The 21,518-nt window shown below is 37.0% G+C and carries 16 protein-coding genes and 1 riboswitch; of the genes, 2 read left to right on the top strand and 14 right to left on the bottom strand.

From position 1 onward, the window contains the following. Positions 1 to 296: 296 nt before the first annotated feature. The 3 genes from cysS to folE all read right to left on the bottom strand — a co-directional run bounded on the left by cysS (position 297) and on the right by folE (position 2,988). Positions 297 to 1,763: a cysteine--tRNA ligase gene (cysS, locus tag JO178_RS01090; protein WP_291930523.1), complete on the bottom strand. Its 1,467-nt coding sequence runs from the start codon at positions 1,761 to 1,763 to the stop codon at positions 297 to 299. Between the two features lie 123 nt (positions 1,764 to 1,886). Next, a complete protein-coding gene (locus JO178_RS01085) occupies positions 1,887 to 2,318 on the bottom strand; it encodes a DinB family protein (RefSeq protein WP_291930520.1) in 432 nt (143 codons plus the stop codon). Between the two features lie 4 nt (positions 2,319 to 2,322). Next, positions 2,323 to 2,988: a GTP cyclohydrolase I FolE gene (gene folE / locus JO178_RS01080; RefSeq protein WP_002983392.1), complete on the bottom strand. Its 666-nt coding sequence runs from the start codon at positions 2,986 to 2,988 to the stop codon at positions 2,323 to 2,325. Positions 2,989 to 3,174: 186 nt separating this feature from the next. On the opposite strand from folE, the gene JO178_RS01075 reads away from it, so the two are divergent. Then, the gene (locus JO178_RS01075) at positions 3,175 to 4,326 is read left to right on the top strand and encodes a hypothetical protein (RefSeq protein WP_291930518.1); all 1,152 of its coding nucleotides are present in this window, start codon (positions 3,175 to 3,177) and stop codon (positions 4,324 to 4,326) included. A 280-nt stretch (positions 4,327 to 4,606) separates the two neighbouring features. On the opposite strand, the gene metF is transcribed toward JO178_RS01075, so the two are convergent. From metF to JO178_RS01040, 7 genes are all read right to left on the bottom strand, one after another. Next, positions 4,607 to 5,566 (bottom strand): methylenetetrahydrofolate reductase [NAD(P)H], encoded by a 960-nt coding sequence (gene metF, locus JO178_RS01070; protein ID WP_291930516.1) that lies wholly within the window; start codon positions 5,564 to 5,566, stop codon positions 4,607 to 4,609. A 7-nt stretch (positions 5,567 to 5,573) separates the two neighbouring features. After that, positions 5,574 to 8,234, bottom strand: a complete 2,661-nt coding sequence (gene metH, locus JO178_RS01065) for a methionine synthase (RefSeq protein WP_291930514.1) — start codon at positions 8,232 to 8,234, stop codon at positions 5,574 to 5,576. Position 8,235: 1 nt separating this feature from the next. Then, complete coding sequence (locus JO178_RS01060; protein ID WP_291930512.1) at positions 8,236 to 9,327, bottom strand: fatty acid desaturase; 1,092 nt, start codon at positions 9,325 to 9,327, stop codon at positions 8,236 to 8,238. Between the two features lie 83 nt (positions 9,328 to 9,410). Continuing rightward, complete coding sequence (locus JO178_RS01055; protein WP_291930510.1) at positions 9,411 to 10,421, bottom strand: homocysteine S-methyltransferase family protein; 1,011 nt, start codon at positions 10,419 to 10,421, stop codon at positions 9,411 to 9,413. Between the two features lie 72 nt (positions 10,422 to 10,493). Next, the gene (locus JO178_RS01050) at positions 10,494 to 11,654 is read right to left on the bottom strand and encodes an O-succinylhomoserine sulfhydrylase (protein WP_291930508.1); all 1,161 of its coding nucleotides are present in this window, start codon (positions 11,652 to 11,654) and stop codon (positions 10,494 to 10,496) included. 76 nt (positions 11,655 to 11,730) lie between these two features. Beyond that, on the bottom strand, positions 11,731 to 13,269 hold the full coding sequence (locus JO178_RS01045) for an NAD(P)-binding domain-containing protein (RefSeq protein WP_291930506.1): 1,539 nt from the start codon (positions 13,267 to 13,269) through the stop codon (positions 11,731 to 11,733). Further along, positions 13,256 to 14,212 (bottom strand): alpha/beta fold hydrolase, encoded by a 957-nt coding sequence (locus JO178_RS01040; protein WP_291930504.1) that lies wholly within the window; start codon positions 14,210 to 14,212, stop codon positions 13,256 to 13,258. Before JO178_RS01040 ends, JO178_RS01045 begins: the two co-directional genes overlap by 14 nt. 58 nt (positions 14,213 to 14,270) lie before the next feature. After that, positions 14,271 to 14,378, bottom strand: a riboswitch (SAM riboswitch). Positions 14,379 to 14,566: 188 nt separating this feature from the next. Here JO178_RS01040 and JO178_RS01035 point away from each other — a divergent pair. Then, a complete protein-coding gene (locus JO178_RS01035; protein ID WP_291930502.1) occupies positions 14,567 to 17,182 on the top strand; it encodes a glucosidase in 2,616 nt (871 codons plus the stop codon). 220 nt (positions 17,183 to 17,402) lie between these two features. Here the strand turns inward: JO178_RS01035 and JO178_RS01030 are convergent, their stop codons facing one another. From JO178_RS01030 to JO178_RS01015, 4 genes are all read right to left on the bottom strand, one after another. Then, entirely contained in the window at positions 17,403 to 17,822 is a 420-nt protein-coding gene (locus tag JO178_RS01030) for an OsmC family protein (RefSeq protein ID WP_105683379.1), read from the bottom strand. 72 nt (positions 17,823 to 17,894) lie between these two features. After that, on the bottom strand, positions 17,895 to 19,217 hold the full coding sequence (locus JO178_RS01025; RefSeq protein ID WP_291930496.1) for a DUF58 domain-containing protein: 1,323 nt from the start codon (positions 19,215 to 19,217) through the stop codon (positions 17,895 to 17,897). 39 nt (positions 19,218 to 19,256) lie between these two features. Continuing rightward, the gene (locus tag JO178_RS01020; RefSeq protein ID WP_291930494.1) at positions 19,257 to 20,288 is read right to left on the bottom strand and encodes a MoxR family ATPase; all 1,032 of its coding nucleotides are present in this window, start codon (positions 20,286 to 20,288) and stop codon (positions 19,257 to 19,259) included. A gap of 71 nt (positions 20,289 to 20,359) precedes the next feature. Beyond that, positions 20,360 to 21,514, bottom strand: coding sequence for a hypothetical protein (locus JO178_RS01015; protein WP_291930492.1), 1,155 nt, complete (start codon positions 21,512 to 21,514; stop codon positions 20,360 to 20,362). Positions 21,515 to 21,518: the final 4 nt, after the last annotated feature.

Genomic DNA, 21,518 nt, shown 5'->3' with positions numbered 1-21,518 from the left:
TCTTGGCTCGCTTCCCATATCTAGCCCCGATAGAAGCGGGTACCCCGCAGTAAGGAATGGAAAGATGAAAGGCATGGCGAGGGAAACGCGGCACGAGGAGTATGAGCGGATAGCGGGTATAAGCTCCTGAATATACGGGAAAGGATTAATAGTTGAACGTGAGGATGGAGAGGAAAGCAGAGATATATTGATTTATATATTATCATTCAGTTCATTTTACAGGGTAAATAAAAAAATCCGTAAGAATCCACATATTTAGGATTCTTACGGAATGATTATTAAGGAAGTTCTATTTTTTAGTTCAGGACATAAGATGTTCCGTCTCTTCCGTCTTTTAATTCGATACCTTCTGCAAGCAGTTTGTCTCTGATCTGATCTGAAAGTTCAAAGTTTTTAGATTTTCTTGCCTGATTTCTCAATTCGATCAATACTTTTAGGGTCTGATCTAATTTTTCATTGTTATTCTCTTCTACAGTCTGTAATCCTAACACATCAAAGATAAAGGCATTCATTGTTGACTTTAGCTCTTCAAGATCTCCTGTTGAAATGGTTTCTTTACCGTCATTTAAAGCAAAGATATATTTTACAGCTTCAAACAGGTGGGCAATGAGAATTGGAGAATTGAAGTCATCCGTTAAGGCTTCATAACATTTGTTTTTCCATTCTTCAAGGCTGAAACCGGATTGTTTATTATCATCAGGGGTGATTGAGTTCAGCACTTTCACAGCTTCCATTAATCTGACAAAACCTTTTTCACTTGCCATCATGGCATCATTGGAAATATCCAATACGCTTCTGTAATGTGCCTGCAGGAAGCAGAAACGTACAATCGAAGGATGGAAAGGTTTTTCAAAGAAGTCATTATCTCCTGTTACCAGCTGCATCGGAAGGATATAGTTTCCTGTAGATTTACTCATACGTTGAGAATTCATCGTCAACATATTGGCGTGCATCCAGTAATGTACCGGTGCTGCACCGTTGCAGGCTTTTCCTTGGGCGATTTCACATTCGTGGTGCGGGAATTTCAGGTCCATTCCTCCCCCATGGATATCAAAAGTTTCCCCTAGATATTTAGTACTCATTGCGGTACATTCAAGGTGCCACCCCGGAAAACCTTCTCCCCAAGGAGAATTCCATCTCATGATGTGAGCCGGAGATGCTTTTTTCCAAAGGGCGAAATCCTGAGGATTTTTCTTCTCTCCCTGTCCATCAAGATCACGGGTATTGGCAAAAAGTTCTTCTATATTACGTTTTGAGAGTTCACCGTAGTTCAGGCCTCTTTTATTATATTCCAATACATCGAAGTAAACGGAACCGTTGCTTTCGTAAGCAAAACCTGTATCTATTAATTTTTGAGTAAGCTCGATCTGTTCTACAATATGGCCGGTTGCTGTAGGCTCGATATTAGGAGGGAGTAGATTAAACATATCAAGAACTTTATGGAAATCGACTGTATATTTTTGTACAATCTCCATAGGTTCCAGCTTTTCTAATCTGGTTTGTTTTACGAATCTGTCGTTATCTACATTTCCGTCATCGGTAAGGTGTCCAGCATCAGTAATATTTCTTACATATCTTACTTTATACCCTAAATGCGTTAGGGTACGGTAGATGAAATCGAAAGAAAGGAATGTTCTTACATTCCCTAAATGTACGTTACTGTAAACGGTAGGTCCACATACATACATTCCTACATTTCCTTCTAAGATGGGTTTGAATATTTCTTTTTCCGCAGTAAGCGAGTTGTATATTTTTAGTTGCATTTATTTTTTATTAAAAGATTCAATAGTTTTAAGATTCAAAAATTAGTTAAAATAAAATTCTGTCACAACAAATAATTGTTGTGATAAAAATTTTATCTGAAACTTTTTTAAATTTTATCATTATTAAATCGTATCTAAATGATGTTGCAAATGATCTGCATAATCATTGATAATAAATTCCAATGTAAAAGCCTGAGGTGTCGTTTTTGTGGTATCACACAATCTCGTTAATGCCTGATCAGGTATATTTTCAACGATATGAATAATCTGATAGTTCAAAGCTTTCCAGAGATTAATAAGCTCTGTAGTGGGAACATTCTGATAATTCTGAGCTTTTACCCATTCGTTCTGATCATAAACGATGTTCTCATTCTCTTTGTATTGAGTCACTACAAATCTACGAATATTTGTAAAAGCACTGTCACAAAGATGCCCTATAATTTCTTTTTTAGACCATTTTTCCGGTGCTGCTTTGTAAGTCCATTCATCTTCGGAAATTGTTTGAAACCTCAGAAGCTCTTTATCTATGATATTTTTAAGGATCTGGTAGTTCATTTTATTAATCCAGTTTTGCATGACTTCCTACGTAATGTAAGAATTCCTGTCTTGTGATAGGGTTTGTTCTGAAGATCCCGCTTAATTCAGCTGTAATGGTAGAGCTTGCTGTATCTTTTATTCCTCTGCAGTTTACACAAAGGTGCTTTGCATCGATAATACAGGCTACATCTTTCGTTCCTAAAGCTTCTTTCAGGGCGTCTACAATCTGCATAGTTAATCTTTCCTGAACTTGTGGTCTTTTTGCGTAGTAGTCTACGATTCTGTTAATTTTAGAGAGACCAATTACTTCTCCATTTGAGATATAAGCGACGTGTGCTCTTCCTATGATAGGTAAAAAGTGGTGTTCGCAGAAGGAATATACTGTGATATCTTTTTCCACCAGCATCTGGCGGTATTTATATTTATTGGAAAAAGTAGAGATTCCGGGTTTGTTTTCCGGAAGAAGTCCTCCGAAAATCTCATTCACATACATTTTGGCAACACGCCTTGGGGAATCTTTCAGGGAATCATCTGTCATATCCAATCCTAATGTTTCCATGATTTCTCCAAACAGCTCAGTAATTTTTTCTATTTTTTCCTGTGGCGATTTATCAAAAGCATCTTCTCTTATAGGCGTATGTTCTTTTCCTGTGAAAATATCATCGTCGTTATCAGTAAAATCAACCATTTTTATTTAATTTGCAGCAAAAATACGGATAATATTGTTTCATCTATTTTTTCCGAAGGGTTTTTATTAATTTTTTGGATCGTTAAGAACCTCCGTGATTTCCCTGTTTATTGGATATTTTTTGAATCACGGGTTTCGAATGGATGAAAACATTGTCTTTTATAACCTAGTCTGATTAAAAACTATATGATTATTGTCGAAGAAGTACAAAACAAAGATCACAAAAGGGAATTTCTGGAATTTCCAGCACAACTTTATCGGTTCGACAAAAATTATATCCGTCCTCTAGATAAAAATATTGAGGAGATTTTTGATTCTGAAAAGAATAAGTTTTTTAAGAGCGGAGAATGTAAAAGGTTTTTATTTAAAAAAGGCGATAGAACGGTTGGAAAGGTAGCTGTTTTTATCAACAGGTGTTATGAACAGAAGCAACCTACCGGAGGATTTGGTTTTTTCGACTGTATCAATAATCAGGAAACGGCTAATTTCATATTTGATTATTGCAAGAACTGGCTTCAGGAAAAGGGTATGGAAGCGATGGATGGCCCGATCAATTTCGGAGAGCGGGATAAATTCTGGGGACTTTTGATTGAAGGTTTTATGGAACCTTTGTATGGGATGAATTATAATTTTCCCTACTATAAAGATCTTTTTGAAAATTATGGTTTTCAGATTTATTTTGAACAACTTTGTTTTACCAGGCCCGTATTTGCGGAAGTTTCGCGTGTCTTCACAATTGCTCATGAGAAAAACAGAAGAAATCCGGCGATCTCTGCTCAACCAATGAAAAAGAATAATCTTCCTAAGTTTGCCAAGGACTTTACGGAAGTGTATAATAAGGCATGGGCGGCTCACGGAGAAGGAAAGCAATTGGAAGAAGGCAAAGTGCTAAAAATGTTCAACACGATGAAACCTATTATGAATGAACATATCTCGTGGTTTGTGTATGAAAATGATAAACCTATCGCTATGTGGATCAATCTTCCGGATCTCAATCAGTGGTTTAAATACCTCAACGGAAAGTTTGGAATCTTTGAAAAGCTTAAGTTTTTGTTGTTGAAACGATTTAAGAAGAATGAAAAAATGGTTGGTCTGGTGTTTGGTGTGGTTCCTGAATGGCAAAGGAAAGGGATTGATGGTTATATGATCTGGGAAGGGACACAACATTTGAGAAAGCATACGGATTTTACAATTACTGAGCTTCAGTGGATTGGTGATTTTAATCCAAAAATGATTAAGATTGCTGAAAATCTTGATACTACTGTGACCAGAAAGCTGGCTACTTACCGATATTTATTTGACCGGAATAAAGAATTTGAAAGGCATGCCGTTCTTTAGACTAAGAAAGAGGGAGGCTGAAAGGTCAAAATTATTGGAGTATGATAATTGACTAAAGGTGAGTTTATTTTTTCTGAATGCTGAAAAGTTTTCAGATGCCAAGTTTTTTATGCATTGCTTTTATATTGTAAGGGAGCGCACGTGAAATTACCTTCATTGATTCTTTTTAAACGGGTGTGTAGCCTGATTTTATTTTTGATTGAAGTTTTTTTATAGGGTTCCGATACCATAAAAAGCCCTGTCGTTTAAGACAAGGCTCCTTTCACTTTTGGTACTTTTATTAGAATAGCTCACCGGCTACTTTTTTGATATTATCACTTTTACCCATGGAGTAAAAGTGTAAAACAGGTACTCCAAAATCCAGAAGTTCTCTGCATTGGGCAATGGCCCATTCTATACCTATTTGTTTTACGGCTTCATTATTTTTTGCGTTTTCCACTTCATTGATAAGCTCTTCCGGAAGATCTATTTTGAATACCTGAGGCAGGATTTTCAGATGTTTCTTTGTTGCAATCGGTTTGATTCCCGGGATAATGGGCACTGTAATTCCCATCTCTCTTGCTTTCTGAACGAATTCGATATACTTTTTATTGTCAAAAAACATTTGGGTTACAATATAATCTGCTCCTGCATCTACTTTTTGCTTCAGCCATTTCAGGTCATAGTTCATGGAGGGAGCTTCCATATGTTTTTCGGGATATCCGGCAACTCCTATACAGAATTTATTCAGTTCATCACAAACCTGCTCTTCATTATGAAGATATTTTCCTCTTCCCAGATTATTAATCTGACCCACCAGATCCATTGCAGTAGCATGCCCTCCGCGGGTAGGTTCAAAATACTGATGTCCTTTCATTGCATCACCTCTTAATGCCATAACATTATCGATCCCAAGATACATACAGTCTACCAGAAGGTATTCGGTTTCTTCTTTTGTAAATCCTCCACAAAGCAAGTGCGGAACAGTATCCACATTATATTTATGCTGAATAGCGGCACAGATTCCCAGTGTTCCCGGACGCATTCTTGTAATACGACGCTCCATAAGGCCGTTTCCTTTATCGATATAAATATATTCTTCTCTTGAAGTGGTAACATCTATGAAAGGTGGTTTGAATTCCATTAACGGATCAATATTCGTGTACAGGTCTTCAATACCAATTCCTTTTTGCGGCGGAACAACCTCTAAGGAGAACAACGTTTTCCCATTTGCATTTTTAATGTGTTCTGTTATCTTCATGTCAATTTTAATCTGCTAAATTTGGTGACAGCCATTTTTTCGCTTCCTGGATGCTACAACTTCTTCTGTCTGCATAATCCTTAAGCTGGTCTTCTGTAATTTTTCCTAATCCGAAATACTTGGCATGTGGGCTTCCGAAATAATATCCTGAAACGGCAGCCGTAGGAAACATGGCTAAACTTTCCGTAAGGAAAACACCGATATTTTCTTCTACTTTTAAAAGGTCCCAGATCGTTTTCTTTTCCAAATGATCAGGACATGCAGGATATCCCGGAGCGGGACGAATTCCTTTATATTTTTCTGCAATTAATTCTTCGTTACTTAATTCTTCCTGAACGGCATAGCCCCAATATTCTGTTCTTACTTTCTTATGTAAAAATTCTGCATAAGCTTCTGCAAAGCGGTCTGCCAGTGCTTTTACCATGATGGCATTGTAGTCATCATTGGCTTTTTCATATTCTTCTGCCAATTCATCGGTTCCGAAACCTGTAGTCACACAGAATGCCCCCATGTAGTCAGTTTTCCCTGAACTTTGCGGAGCGATAAAGTCACTTAACGCCAGATAATCTTTTCCTTTTGATCTCTGAGCCTGCTGTCTTAAGGTTAAAAATTTAGCCTGCTCGTTGTTATTTTCATCAAAAATCAAGATATCATCCGTTTTGTTAGAGTTGGCTTTAAAGATTCCGAAGATGGCTTTTGCGGTTAACAGTTTTTCATCCAGGATTCTTTTTAAAATCACCTGAGCATCTTTAAAGAGTTCTTTAGCCTGTACTCCTACGACCTCATCTTCTAAGATATTGGGGTATTTACCGTGTAAATCCCAGCTTCTGAAAAACGGGGACCAATCTATAAAAGGTAATAATTCGCGAAGATCCTGATTTTCAACAACGGTTACGCCTAAATTATTCGGTATAAAAATATCTTCGTTCTCCCAATTGATTTTAAAATGATTTTCTCTTGCTTCTTCAATAGAAACATAGTCTTTATCTACCTGTCTGTTCAGAAATTTTTCTCTGAAATCCGAATAGTCGTTCTTGAGTTCTGAAACATATTCTTTATTTCTGTCACCTAATAATGAGCTTACCACGTTTACTGCTCTTGAGGCATCATTCACGTGAACGACAGCATTTTTATATTTTAAATCGATTTTCACGGCGGTATGTGCTTTAGAAGTCGTAGCACCACCAATTAATAAAGGAAAATCCAAATTTTGTCTTTCCAGTTCCGAAGCGATATATACCATTTCATCAAGACTTGGTGTAATAAGACCGCTTAATCCGATGACATCTACTTTTTCTTCAATAGCGGTCTGGATAATTTTTTCAGCAGGAACCATTACTCCAAGGTCAACGATTTCATAGTTATTACAACCTAAAACTACGCTTACAATATTCTTTCCGATATCGTGAACATCTCCTTTTACGGTAGCCATCAGAATTTTCCCGTTTGCCGGTCTTGACCCGTCCTTTTCCGCTTCAATAAAAGGCTGCAAATAGGCAACGGCTTTTTTCATTACCCTTGCAGACTTCACCACCTGAGGCAGGAACATTTTTCCGCTTCCGAATAAATCTCCTACTACCCCCATTCCGGTCATAAGGTTGACTTCAATAACATGAAGAGGTCTTTCAGCCGATTGTCTTGCTTCTTCTACATCTTCTTCAATAAAACGATCGATTCCTTTTACAAGTGCATAGGTAATTCTTTCCTGCAGCGGATTGTTTCTCCATTCTAAATCTTCAGTCTTTTCTTTTTTGACTGATTTATGTTTTTCGGAATAGTCAAGAAGTCTTTCTGTAGCATCTTCTCTCCTGTCAAGGATGACATCTTCTACAAGCTCCAGAAGTTCTTTATTAATCTCGTCGTAAACTTCCAGCATGGCAGGGTTTACAATACCGATATTCATTCCGGCCTGAATAGCATGATAAAGGAATACCGAGTGCATTGCTTCTCTTACGCTATCATTTCCCCGGAATGAAAAGGAAACATTGCTCACTCCTCCACTTACGGATGCATATGGCAGATTTTGTCTTACCCATCGTGTTGCTTCAATAAAGTCGATGGCATTTTTTCTGTGTTCATCCATTCCCGTAGCAACCGGGAAAATATTTAAATCGAAAATAATATCTTCTGCAGGAAAGCCGATCCGGTTCACCAGAATATCATATGATCGTTTTGATATTTCAATTCTTCGTTCAAGACTGTCAGCCTGTCCTACCTCATCAAATGCCATTACAATGACTGCGGCTCCATATCTCTTGATTGCTTTTGCATGTTTGATAAATTCTTCTTCTCCTTCTTTTAAGCTAATAGAATTGACCACACATTTTCCCTGCACGACCTGAAGACCTGCTTCCAGAATTTCCCATTTAGAAGAATCCACCATGATTGGAATTCGGGCAATATCAGGTTCAGAGGCTATAAGATTCAGAAATCTGATCATGGAAGCTTTCCCGTCGATCAGTCCGTCATCAAAATTAACATCTAAAATCTGAGCTCCGCCTTCTACCTGATGGCGGGCAATGTCTAATGCTTCAGAGAATTTTTCCTCTTTGATTAGTCTCAAAAATTTCTTGGAACCGGCAACATTGGTTCTTTCACCAACGTTGATGAAATTACTTTCCGGTGTTATGATAAGAGGCTCAAGGCCTGATAATCTTAAATATTTCATTTTATTCTTCTAAAATATAGTAGGCATTATTTGCATTCTGCCTCAATAAATCCCTGTGCTTCCCTAAAGCGGTGAACAGTGGAAATCTTTTGTATACTAAGCCATGTTCTTTAGCAAATTCTTCTATCTCTTCTGTGATCTCATTGTAATACATATAGCTGTAATTGGGGAAAAGGTGATGAGCCACATGAAAATTAAAATTCCCTAATACATTTCTTACAAACCAGTTATTTTCTTTTAAATCATTTGTTACTTCCAACTGGTGACGAAGCCAGCTGAATGGAAGCCCGTTATCTTTATCCAATCTTGGAAAAGCATTATCGGGAAGCGGATGTAAAGGCAACAAAACAAACAAGGCAAAAATGCTTGCCGAAATCACCTGTAAAAACCATGCTCCCAACGCCAGCCCTATTGATACTTTAAAGAACACAACTGGAATCACGATCTGATAAAAAAAGTAAAACAGTTTATAACACACCATTTTCACTTTTTCAACGAGAGGTATTCTTCCCTGGGTTTTCAAAATCACTCTTTCCTTGTCAAAGAAATCTCTGAAATCTCTTATAAACATCCAATTGAATAAATACAAGGGATATACTAAAAAGAAAAACTTATCCTGATATTTCTGTACTCCCTTCGCTTTGATCCAGGGAACGATGAGAAGCAGACCACTCTGCTCAATATCGGTATCCCATCCATCCACATTAGGGTACGCATGATGACTTGCGATATGTCTTTTCTTCCAGATATAGGAATTGGCTCCTATGAAATCAAAAATATGCAGCACCATCCCATTCAGCCTTTTACTTTTAAAAATATTGTTGTGGGCTGCTTCATGGATCAGGTTTAAATAAATTAAAACCAGAGAAATTCCCATTAAAATAAAACTCAGAATATATAGCCCGTGTTTTTCTGCATGAAAGACTGCGAAAAAATATAAACCTACATAGATCAATGGAAGAATCACCGCTTTGATCTGAATATAAATGTCTCTGTCTCCGGGAATAGCTTCTATCCTTTGGTTTACTTTTTTTCTCAGTTCATTAAATAACTTGGTATCGTCTGAATTTTTTAAGTAACTCGGCTTTTCCATTATATTAGCTTTTGTGGTTTATTTAAAGTTAATATTTATAATCCAGCCTTCATTCTTGATTTTAATTAAAAAAATCTATCAAATCATACAAATTTCTTCAATTTTCTTGGTTGATAAGTTTCTACCAATTCTGCAATTGCTTTAATATGCTCCGGTGTCGTTCCGCAACATCCTCCGATAATATTGATCAGTCTTTTCTCCACATATTCTTTAATCTGTCTGGCCATATCTTCGGGAGTTTCATCATACTTTCCAAAAGCATTAGGCAGCCCTGCATTCGGATAGGCCGACACATAAAATTCTGAATTATGGGCAAGTGTTTCAAGATAAGGAGTCAGCTGATCTGCTCCTAAAGCACAGTTGAATCCGACACTTAATAAATTCAGGTGAGAAACGGAGATCAGAAAAGCTTCAGCAGTCTGGCCGCTTAGAGTTCTTCCCGATGCATCGGTAATCGTTCCGGAAACCATAATCGGAATTTTGATTCCTCTTTCATCCTGTAATTCGTCAATGGCAAACAAAGCTGCTTTGGCATTTAGCGTATCAAAAATCGTTTCTACCAGGAGAATATCAGATCCTCCATCCAGCAATGCTTCACACTGTTGTTTGTAAGCCACTCTCAGTTCTTCAAAAGTAATAGCTCTGTATCCGGGATCATTCACATCCGGGCTTAAGCTTGCCGTTCTGTTCGTAGGTCCGATAGATCCTGCTACGAATCTCGGTTTATCCGGATTTTTTGCAGTGTATTCATCACAAGCTTTTCTGGCAATCTTTGCGGACTCATAGTTCAGATCATACACCAGTTCTTCCATATGATAATCTGCCATAGCAATGGTAGTTCCTGAAAATGTATTGGTTTCAATAATATCAGCACCGGCTTCCAGATACTTTTTATGAACTTCTTCAATGGCCTGAGGCTGTGTCAGGGAAAGAAGATCATTATTTCCCTTTACCGGATATTCCCAGTCTTTGAAACGTTCTCCGCGATAATCTTCTTCTTCGAACTTGTATCGTTGAAGCATTGTTCCCATGGCACCGTCGAGAATTAAAATTCTTTCCGATAAGGCTTTATATAATTGCTCTGAATTTTTCATTTTTTATCTATTTTGGCTAAAGCCGTTGAATATTTGGATCATCAGAACGGGTTAAATCCCGTTCTGATTGAATTAGTCTAAAGCCTGCTTCAGATCTGCGATGACATCTTCTACATTTTCCAGTCCTACTGAACAACGTACAAGACCTGCTGTAATTCCTACTTCGTTTCTTTCGTCATCCGACAGTTTAGAGTGTGTGGTAGATGCCGGATGGGTTACGATCGTTCTTGTATCTCCTAAGTTGGCAGAAAGCGAACACATTTGTATCTTATCTAAAAAGCTTCTTCCACCTTCTATTCCCCCTTTTATTTCAAAAGCAACAATATTTCCCCCCAGCTTCATCTGCTTTTTGGCGACTTCATAACTCGGATGGGATTTCAGAAATGGATATTTTACTAATTCTACGTTAGGATGACTTTCTAGAAACTCCGCAACTTTTAATGCGTTTTCACAGTGCTTTTCTACGCGGATAGCCAATGTTTCCAAACTTTTTGATAACACCCAGGCGTTAAAAGGAGACAATGCAGGGCCTGTATTTCTTGCGAAAAGATAGATTTCTCTGATCAGGTCTGCTTTCCCTACAGCTATTCCTCCCAGAACTCTTCCCTGCCCGTCAATCAGCTTTGTTGCGGAATGTACAACAATATCCGCACCATATTTAATAGGCTGCTGAAGATAAGGCGTTGCAAAACAGTTATCTACAATAAAAATAAGATTGTGCTTTTTGGCGATCTGTCCGAAAAATTCCAGGTCTAAAATCTCGATGGCGGGATTAGTCGGCGTTTCAAGATATAAGATTTTCGTATTAGGCTGAATATAATTTTCAACATTCTCGGCATCATCTGCTTTGAAATATGTGGTTTCAATATTCCATTTCGGGAAATACTTGGTAAACAATGTGTGGGTAGACCCGAAAACCGACTGACAACTTACGATATGATCTCCTGCATTCAGTAATGCTGCAAATGTTGAATAAATTGCGGCCATTCCTGTGGCAAATGCATATCCTGCTTCTGCACCTTCCATTTTTGCGATCTTCTCAGTAAACTCTGTTACATTAGGATTAGAGAAACGGCTGTATAAATTTTTAGGTTTTTCTTCGGCAAAGCTGGCTCTCATATCTTCAGCATCCTGAAAAATAAAACTGGAGGTAAGATATAATGGTGTTGAATGCTCGTCAAACTGGCTTCTTTCCGTTTGCGTTCTTATTGCTGATGTTTCGAAATTTTCCATATAGTTTTAATTTTGATAATGTAAGAATAAATCAATGGATCAGGTACATTGTTATACTCTTACATCAGTACATTGATTACTTTGTTTCACTTAGTCTTAAAATATCTCCGAAAACACCACGGGCTGTCACCTGTGCTCCGGCTCCGGCACCCATAATAACAATTGGGTTTTCGCCGTAACTTTCAGTATAAATTTCAAAAATTGAATCTGAGCCTTTTAGCTGGCCCAAAGCTGAAGTGGCAGGAACAGAAATTAATTTTACATCCAGCTCACCTTTGTCTTTCTGCAGATCTCCATGTAAATCACCTACATATCTTAATACATGACCGGATTCCTGACTATCCTTTATTTTCTGGTATTCTTCATCCAGTTCTTCAAGTCTTGAAAGGAACTCCGATTTTGAGACGGAAAGTAAGTTTTCAGGAACCAGGTTTTGAATCTTTATATCACTGAATTCATTGATCAGGTCTAATTCTCTTGCCAGGATCAGTAACTTTCTTGCCACATCATTTCCGGATAGATCTTCTCTCGGATCCGGTTCTGTGTATCCTTTTTCCAGAGCTTCGTTGATAATTGTTGAAAACTTATCATCTCTCAAAGAAAAATTATTGAAAACATAGCTTAATGTCCCTGAGAATACCCCTTTGATTCTTGTAATATTTTCACCCGAAAGGTGTAATAATTTGATGGTATCAATTAACGGAAGACCAGCACCTACGTTAGTTTCGTAGAGATAACGTCTGTTATTTTTGCTCAACGTATATCTTAGTTTTCGGTATTCTTCAATAGGAAGGGTATTGAAAATTTTGTTGGAAGAAACAAGATCAAATCCGTTTTCTGCCAATGCATGATAATTCTTAACAAAATCTTTACTTGCCGTATTATCCACAACAATCAGATTTTCCAGCTGATTTTCGTTGGAAAATTTAATCAGTTCTTGCACATCTGATGGCTTTTCTGCAGTAATGACCTCATCACTCCAGCCCGCATCAAAACCATGTTTATTAAAAGCAATCTTTTTTGAATTGGCAACCGCCACTACTTTGAGATCTATTTTTTTTCGTCTTTTAATCTCTTCAGAAGATTCAAGAACCTGTTCTATTAAAGTCTTTCCAACATTTCCATGGCCGATGATCGCCAGATGAACGGTTTTTGGTTTTTTGAAAATTTCAGATTCTATAATATTTTTTGTTTTTTCATCCTGTGAAGAAGTCACTACAATATTGGCTCTGTTTTCTCCTGCTACCTGATTTAAAAGTAACGGGAACACATTATTTCTGGCCAGTTCTGCAAAAACTTTATTAAAATCTTCAGCTACAAAACCAATAACAGAAACATTATTGATGCTATAGATCTGAGAAACTTTTCCTGACTTTCTTTCTGCTTCAAATTCATCAATAAGGCAAGCCACTGCTTTTTCCGCATCATTTTCGTGAACCAGAATAGAGATTCCGTTTTCTATAGCCTGCTGGGAAATTACCCCTACACTGATTCTTGCTAAAGTCAGTGCTTTAAAAATCCGTCCGTCAATTCCGATTTCTCCAAGGAAATCTTCACCTTCAAATTTAACGATTGATCTGTTCTTTAAAAATTTTATTTCGTTAGCATTTTTCATGAGTATACAAAATATTTTTTATGATAGTATTTAATTGTTGATATTCCATTAGAAAGGCATCATGCCCGTGTATAGATTGGATCTCGTGATACGATATATCCTCTTTTTTCTCTTTTAAGTTTTCAAAACACATTCGGATTTCAGAAGCTGGAAAGAAGAGATCTGTATCTACGGAGATCATGTGCATTCGTGCTTCGATTTTCTGCAGTTTTGCTTCATCAGCATTAATATTCATCAACAAGTGATTCATCAGCCGATATGCTTTTAAACTAAATCTCTCGTTTAATGCATTTCCATGATAGACCAGCCAGTCTTCTGATTCCAGGCGTTGTTTCTCCTGATTATACTTATTTTGAAATCTGTCATTGAGTGATTGCGGTGTTCTATAACACAGCATGGCATGTATTCTGGCTTTTTGTAATGGTTCTTCTTTTTCCTGTAATAAGAATTTTTGAACCAGACATTGGGCATGAAGCCAGTCATGAGTTCTGTAATCGCAGGCAATGGGAATAAAGATTTCTGCCAGTTTAGGCTGTCTGGCAAGCATTTCCCATGCGATTCCGCCTCCTAAAGAGCCTCCGATAATGGCGTATAGGTTTTGAATATGTAATGCTTCAAGCCCCGACAGAAATAGATTAGCTATATCTGAAGGACTAAAGTCTTCATAGTCTTCAATTAAAAAATTATCGTAACCGTTTCCGGGAATATTGAAACACAGAATGGTATATTTTTTTGTATCAATCACCTGATCCTCACCGATTAATTGTTTCCACCAGCCATTTTCTCCAGATACATTTGAATTCCCGGTTAAAGCATGATTGATCAAGATAACGGGTGCTGTAAACAGGTCTTTCCCGAAAAGCTCATAGCTCAGCGGGATATGATATTCCTTTTTGGAATTGGTCTGATACGAAAGATTAATATAGTTTAGTTCTGTTTTCAATTCTATTATTTTAATACAATTGAAAATGCCACAGGAAATGGCTGAAAAGAACTTCAGTAAGTTATCTGTCCAAAATAATTTTGGTAGAACGTAGCACCTTCTTTGCTTGCGCAAAGGGTTGCTAAGGTTTCACAGGGTCTAATCCCTCAACCTTTCTTGATAACATTTTCAATATTTGAATGAACGAATGGTGCAAAGGTAGTTCTTTTCTTTTAATTTCAAAAAAAAAATAATTTAATATTTCAAAAAGCCCTTAAATACAAGCATTTCAGAGGCATATTAATAATTCTTCAGATGAAAAAAATTGGAATTACTTTTCAAAAAAACTAACTTCGTATAGAAAAATCATTACAAATGACTGCCGAAAAAGAAAGATTACAAGATACCAAATGGAAAAACTGGGGACCTTATGTAAGCAACCGGCAATGGGGGAATGTACGTGAGGACTACAGTCCGAACGGGAATGCCTGGAACTATACCAATCATGATAATGCTGAAAGCTATGCTTACCGCTGGGGAGAGGAAGGTATTGCCGGCATTTCTGATGTAAAACAATTGTTTTGCTTTGCTTTTTCGTTTTGGAACAGGAAAGATAAAATTGTGAAGGAGCGCTTCTTTGGGTTAAGCAATCCACAGGGAAATCACGGTGAAGATATTAAGGAAATTTTTTATTATCTGGATAATACACCTACGCATAGCTATATGAAGATGGTTTATAAATATCCGATCAATGCATTTCCCTATGATGAAATTGTTGCCGAAAACGCAAGACGCAGCAAGAAGGATACTGAATATGAAATTTTTGATACAGGTATTTTTGATCAAGATGAATATTTTGATATTTTCATTGAATACTGTAAAGCCGACCATAATGATATTTTGGCTAGAATAACAGTCTGTAACCGAAGCCAACATGATGCTCCTATTGTAGTAGCTCCTACCGCCTGGTTCAGAAACAACTGGAAATGGGGATACAATACCTACAAAGCCGAAATGAATGCATCTCATGACGGAAGCATCAATATTAGCCATGACAGTATTTCTATCAAAAAGTTGTATTCCCGAAACCCCAATGCACAACCAGTATTCTGTGAGAATGAAACCAATACTTCAAAACTCTATGGCGCACCAAGAACTGAAAATACTTATTTCAAAGACGGTATCAACGATTATATTATTGATAAGGGAGATACCATAAATCCGGAAAAAAGAGGAAGTAAAGCGTCTTTTCTGATTGATGATATTATAGGAACAGGCCAATCCAAAGTTTTTGAATTCAGATTATGTCCTGAAGAAGCGGATAAACCATTTGAACATTTTGATGAAATTTTTAATCTACGAAAAACTGAAGCTGAAGATTTTTATAATGAAATTCAAAATGACACTACTAACGAAGATGAAAGAAATGTTCAGAGACAGGCTTTTGCCGGGCTTCTATGGAACAAACAATTCTATCATTACAATATCGGAAAATGGCTGAAAGGAGATCCGAATTTTGAAGCACCCAGAAATTTCAATGAATATGTAAGAAATACGGAATGGAATCATCTTCATAATAAAGATATTATTTCCATGCCTGATAAATGGGAATATCCCTGGTATGCAACCTGGGATCTGGCATTTCATTGTGTCCCTTTTTCAATTATTGATGCCGAATTTGCCAAAGGACAGCTCTTGTTATTAACCAAAGAATGGTATATGCACCCCAACGGTCAGCTTCCCGCTTATGAATGGAATATGAGCGACGTAAACCCGCCGGTGCACGCATGGTCCTGTTTCAGAGTTTTTAAAATTGATGAAAAGAATAACGGTACACCTGATCTCCTTTTTCTTGAAAAGGTATTTCAAAAGCTTCTCCTCAATTTTACATGGTGGGTAAACCGAAAGGATAAGAACGGAAAAAATATTTTCGGAGGCGGATTTCTTGGTCTGGATAATATCGGTGCTTTTGACCGGAATATGGTTTTAAAAGACGGACAGCATCTTGAACAGGCAGACGGAACAAGCTGGATGGCAATGTATGCTCTAAATATGATGCGGATCGCAATGGAACTTGCCCAATATTATCAGGTATATGAAGATATGGCCATTAAATTTTTTGAACATTACCTCTATATTGCCGAAGCCATGGAAAATCTGGGTGAAGGAACCAAAGGGCTGTGGAATGAAGAAGATGGTTTTTTCTATGATGTACTTCAGCTTGGAAACGGAGACAGTGTTTCTTTGAGACTGAGAAGTATTGTAGGCCTGATTCCATTATTTGCCGTGGAAATTGTAGACCACAGGTTATTGGAAAAGATGCCTAATTTCAGAACCAGAATGGAGTGGATCTTAAAAAATAAGCCGGAATTAACCAAACTGGTTTCTCATTGGGATGAAGAAGGACAGGGAAGAAAACATTTAATGAGTATTCTTCGTAAAAACAGATTAACAAAAGTTTTGAGCAGAATGCTTGATGAAAAAGAATTTCTAAGTTCTTACGGAATTCGTGCCATGTCTAAGGTATATGAAGAAAACCCTTTTGTATTCTCTGTTCACGGAACGGAAAATATAGTTTATTATACTCCTGCAGAAAGTGACAGCAGGATGTTTGGCGGAAACAGCAACTGGAGGGGCCCGATCTGGTTTCCTATCAATTTTCTGATTGTGGAAAGTTTGCAACGTTTTCACTACTATTATGGAAATAGTCTGAAAGTAGAACTTCCGACAGGAAGTGGTGATAAAAGAAATCTGGATGAAGTGGCCCAGAATATCAGCAAAAGACTATGTTCTATTTTCTTAAAGGATGAATACGGGCAAAGGGCTTTCAATGGCGGAAACCCAAAGTTTAATTATGATGAGCATTTTAAAGACTATATTACATTCTTTGAATATTTTCACGGTGATAACGGCCGCGGTGTAGGAGCTTCCCATCAGACGGGATGGACAGCCACTGTTGCAAAACTGATAAAACCAAGACTTACCTTCTGATGGACAATAAAAGCCGGATGTTTCATCCGGTGTTCCTTTTTCTACATCATGATTTTTTGTCACGAATCCACGGATAAAATAATCTAAAATGATATCCCCAAAAAACTACGTTTCTATGTGGGGTAAAAATTCTTACCACATAGGCATATAAACTTTGGACAAATAAATATTCCTGAATTAATGCAAAATAAAAATGAGGCCTGAAAGCCTCACTATAGTTTTAAATTTTTTCTCCGTTCACGTATACTTCGTATCCTATTTCCACATTAGGTTCCAGAGTCTTCGATACGGAACAATATTTTTCAAAAGAAAGTTCTGCCGCCTTTAGTGCTTTCTTAGGATCTATTTCTCCTTCTAAGAGGAATTTAACTTTAATCGACTTAAAAGGTTTGGCATCATCTACCTGTACTCTTTCTCCTTCCACTTCCGCCTGGAAACTTTTGATATCCTGACGCTGCTTCTTTAAAATAGAGACCACATCTATTCCGCTACAACCTGCTACAGCCATCAGTACGCTTTCCATGGGAGAAACTCCTTTAGCGCCCGGCTGCGAGGTATTATCCAAAAGAATGGAATTCCCCTGAGCATTGGTACATTCAAATAAAAAGTCGTCGTTGATTCTGTTAAGCGTTATTTTCATTATTCAATAGATTAAGAACATTAAGACACCAAAGAGTGTCAAAAATATAAGTTGATTATTTATCAGACAAAGTTATAAAATTCCTCTTGCTTTTATCTCAAGATATTTATTGATAACATCGATATTAAGGTTTTCCGGAAGTGTATATACCGTATAAATTCCATATTTACGAAGTTCCTGAATAATCAGTTTTTTCTCAAATTCAAATTTTTCCGCTACGATCTCATCATATATTTCCTGCATATTTTCGGGATTTCTATTCATCAGGTGCTGCAATTCCGAGTTCTTGAAAAATACCACTACCAACAAGTGGTTTTTGGCTATCCCGCGAAGATATTTTAACTGGCGGTTTAATGCATCCAGGGTTTCAAAATTGGTAAAAAGCACAATTAAGCTTCGTTGATTAAGCGAATATTTTACATCCTGATATAAGCGATTGAAATCACTTTCAAAGAAATCTGTTTTAATATTATAGAGTGCTTCCGAGATTTTTTTCAACTGTCCTGATTTATTGTCAGCAGCAATTTTATTTTCAGCTTTCTTTGAAAAAGTCATCATCCCTGCCCGGTCCCCTTTTCTTAGAATAATATGGGATAGTGCCATAGCTGCATTGATAGAATAATCCAGCAGGCTCAGTCCGTTGAAAGGCATTTTCATTGTTCTCCCTTTATCAATCAGGATGAAAATACGTTGTGATTTTTCGTCCTGAAACTGATTGACCATTAACCGATTGGTCTTGGAAGTTGCTTTCCAGTTGATGGTTCTGATATCATCACCGGGAACATAATCTTTGATTTGTTCAAATTCCATTGTATGCCCAAGTTTTCGGACTCTTTTAATTCCTCCCAGTAAAAATTCACTCTGCAGCGCCATCAGCTCATACTTTCTAAGATGAATAAAGGAAGGATAAGAAGGTAACATGGCATCCTTCTGGAAGCTGAACCTTTTGGATACGAATCCTAAAGGTGAAGAAGCATATACATTCAGATTTCCAAAACAATATTCTCCTCTTTCCTTAGGTTCCAGTGTATATTGAAAAAAAGTATTTCCTCCTGAATCAATATGTTTTTCAATTAAAAAATCTCTTTTCTGAAACTGAAATGGAATTTCATCAATAATTCTTACTGTACTTTTAAAAGCATAATTATTTTTAATATCAATCTTAACGAAGTTTTCATCTCCATTGGATAGTTTTTCCGGAAGTATTCTTTGTGCCTGAATTGCGTTTTTCTGATTAAAAACCATTAAATAGTCTACCATCGCTGCAAGGAAACAGATCAGCAGGACTATATGAGCAATCCACATGAGTACCGGAAAGAAAAAAGCGAAAACATACAGAATCCCCACTCCGATGAGTGTGTAAAAGAAGCGTGTATTGATGTATAAGTTTTTCATTGTTTAGGGTGCAGATTTTAGGTCTGTCTACTCTCTTCACTACCTCGGAATCTCTATGCCTTCTAAAATCTGACGAATAATTTCATCTGCAGTAAGTCCTTCCATTTCTCTTTCCGGAGAAACGATAACTCTGTGTCTTAATACGGCATAACTTGCCTCCTTAATATCTTCGGGAGTCACAAAATCTCTTCCTCTCAATGCGGCAAATGCTTTTGAAGCCGTAAGAAGAGCAAGTGATGCTCTTGGGGAAGCCCCAAGATATAAAAACTGATTTTCTCTGGTATTGATAATGATCTTAGCAATATATTCCATCAGCTGAGATTCCACGATGATTTCTTTTACCAAATGCTGATAGTTTTTCAACTGTTCGGCGGTGATCACCCGGTTTATCCCTTCTGTTTTATCTTCTTTTTTGCTTTCGTGCTGATTTTTAATGATTGCTATTTCCTGTTCAAGATTAGGATACCCAACATTGATCTTAAATAAGAAACGGTCCAGTTGAGCCTCAGGAAGCCTGTAAGTACCTTCATGCTCTATCGGGTTTTGTGTAGCTACCACAAGAAACGGCTCATCCATGATATAACGTGTACCGTCCATTGTAATCTGTCTCTCTTCCATGACTTCAAACAAAGCAGCCTGTGTTTTTGCGGGCGATCGGTTGATCTCATCGATTAATATGAAGTTAGAAAAAACAGGGCCCTTTTTAAATTCAAATTCTGAATTTTTTACACTAAAAACTGATGTTCCTAAAATGTCAGACGGCATCAGATCCGGGGTAAACTGTATCCTGCTGAATCCTACATCTATTGTTTTAGCCAATAATTTTGCAGTAATCGTTTTTGCGACTCCCGGAACACCTTCAATTAAAACATGGCCGTTAGATAATAATGCGGCCAACAGGTGTTCAATCATATTTTCCTGTCCTACAATGACCTTTCCGATTTCGGATTTTACTTTATCTAGGCTTGCACGAAGTTCTATCATATCAATTCTCGATTGAAACTGGTCTTCGCTTTTATTCAGATCGATAGTATTTTGGTTTTCTATGTTTTGGTTATCTAAGTTTTCCATATTAATTTAATTTATCAATGTAAGTGCTTCCCAATAAACAGATAACAACTACATTGTCAGATGGTTACATATTATATTATTTCGTCCAGCAATGTGTTTATTCTTGCCAGATCTTCTTTCATTACACTGGCGTAAGGATCCTGTGCTTTCTTAATCAGTTCTATGGCTTCATTAATCATTTCTATTGTTTTGCCTGTTTTCAGTTGTAGTTTTTTAGCAAATTCCGAATCCAGATTCTGAGTATCAATCAGAAGATCCATTCTTACTTTATTAAAAAAGTACTGAGCTTTTTTGGCCATCATATCATGGAAATCTCCTTCCTGAAGATATAAATTCCCAATGCTTTTTACAAAATCTACCGAAGTATTTCTTAAAGTTTCAGTTACAGGAACGACTCTCTGCTTTCTTTTGGCATTAAAAAAAATAAAGAGCACCAGCCCGCCTAAGAAAAGCCACCACGCATACTTGAGTGCCGGATTAGACAATACAAACCTCATAAAGAACTGTGAAGTTTTGCTATCATCCGATACAAACCATACCGTTTCTCTATCCGGAAGATAAGAAAAAACATCTTGTGCATATTTTACATTTCCGGATTTTAAAAGGTAATAATTGGTCAGAAAAAGAGGTTCACAATGAACAAAAATATGTCCTTTTCCATATTTTATCATGATAAAATTTGCCTGGTCAATATTTTTTTTCTCGATTGTTTTTCCAAGAATTTCCACACCTGGTTTTATAAACGAAAATCCTCTCCCTGATGGGAATTTATCCAGTTTAATAAAATCATTTTTATATTTTGTATCAGTCAATTTCAGCACATTTTCTTCTTCAAAAGAAATATCTGAATCATAATACCCTATACTGTCTGAAACTTCTTTGGGCACACTCCTGTTGACAATCAGCATAGCATCTGAACCGGCGGATACCTGATCGAGAATTTTTTTCCACGATTGGTCATCAATTTTATTCTCAATAAGCACTATATTATGTACCGCTTTCTTCTGCTGATAATATTCATAAGGGGTCTGTCCCACTTTTTTCAGGTTATTCTTAAAAAGAGCTTTTGCTTCATTATTAAAAACAAATAACCCGAACGGAGACTTCTCATTAACATCAAAATTTTTGCGCCAGTCCGTGGTCTCTTTCTTGTTAACTTCAAGCAACGCCAGAATAACCATCACAATGATGAAAATTATAGCATATATTTTGAAAGTTTTATTCATGGTT

Source organism: Chryseobacterium sp., from assembly GCF_019236175.1.
In the GTDB taxonomy this organism is placed as follows: Bacteria; Bacteroidota; Bacteroidia; order Flavobacteriales; family Weeksellaceae; genus Chryseobacterium.
This window is presented reverse-complemented; position numbering and strand designations above follow the sequence as displayed.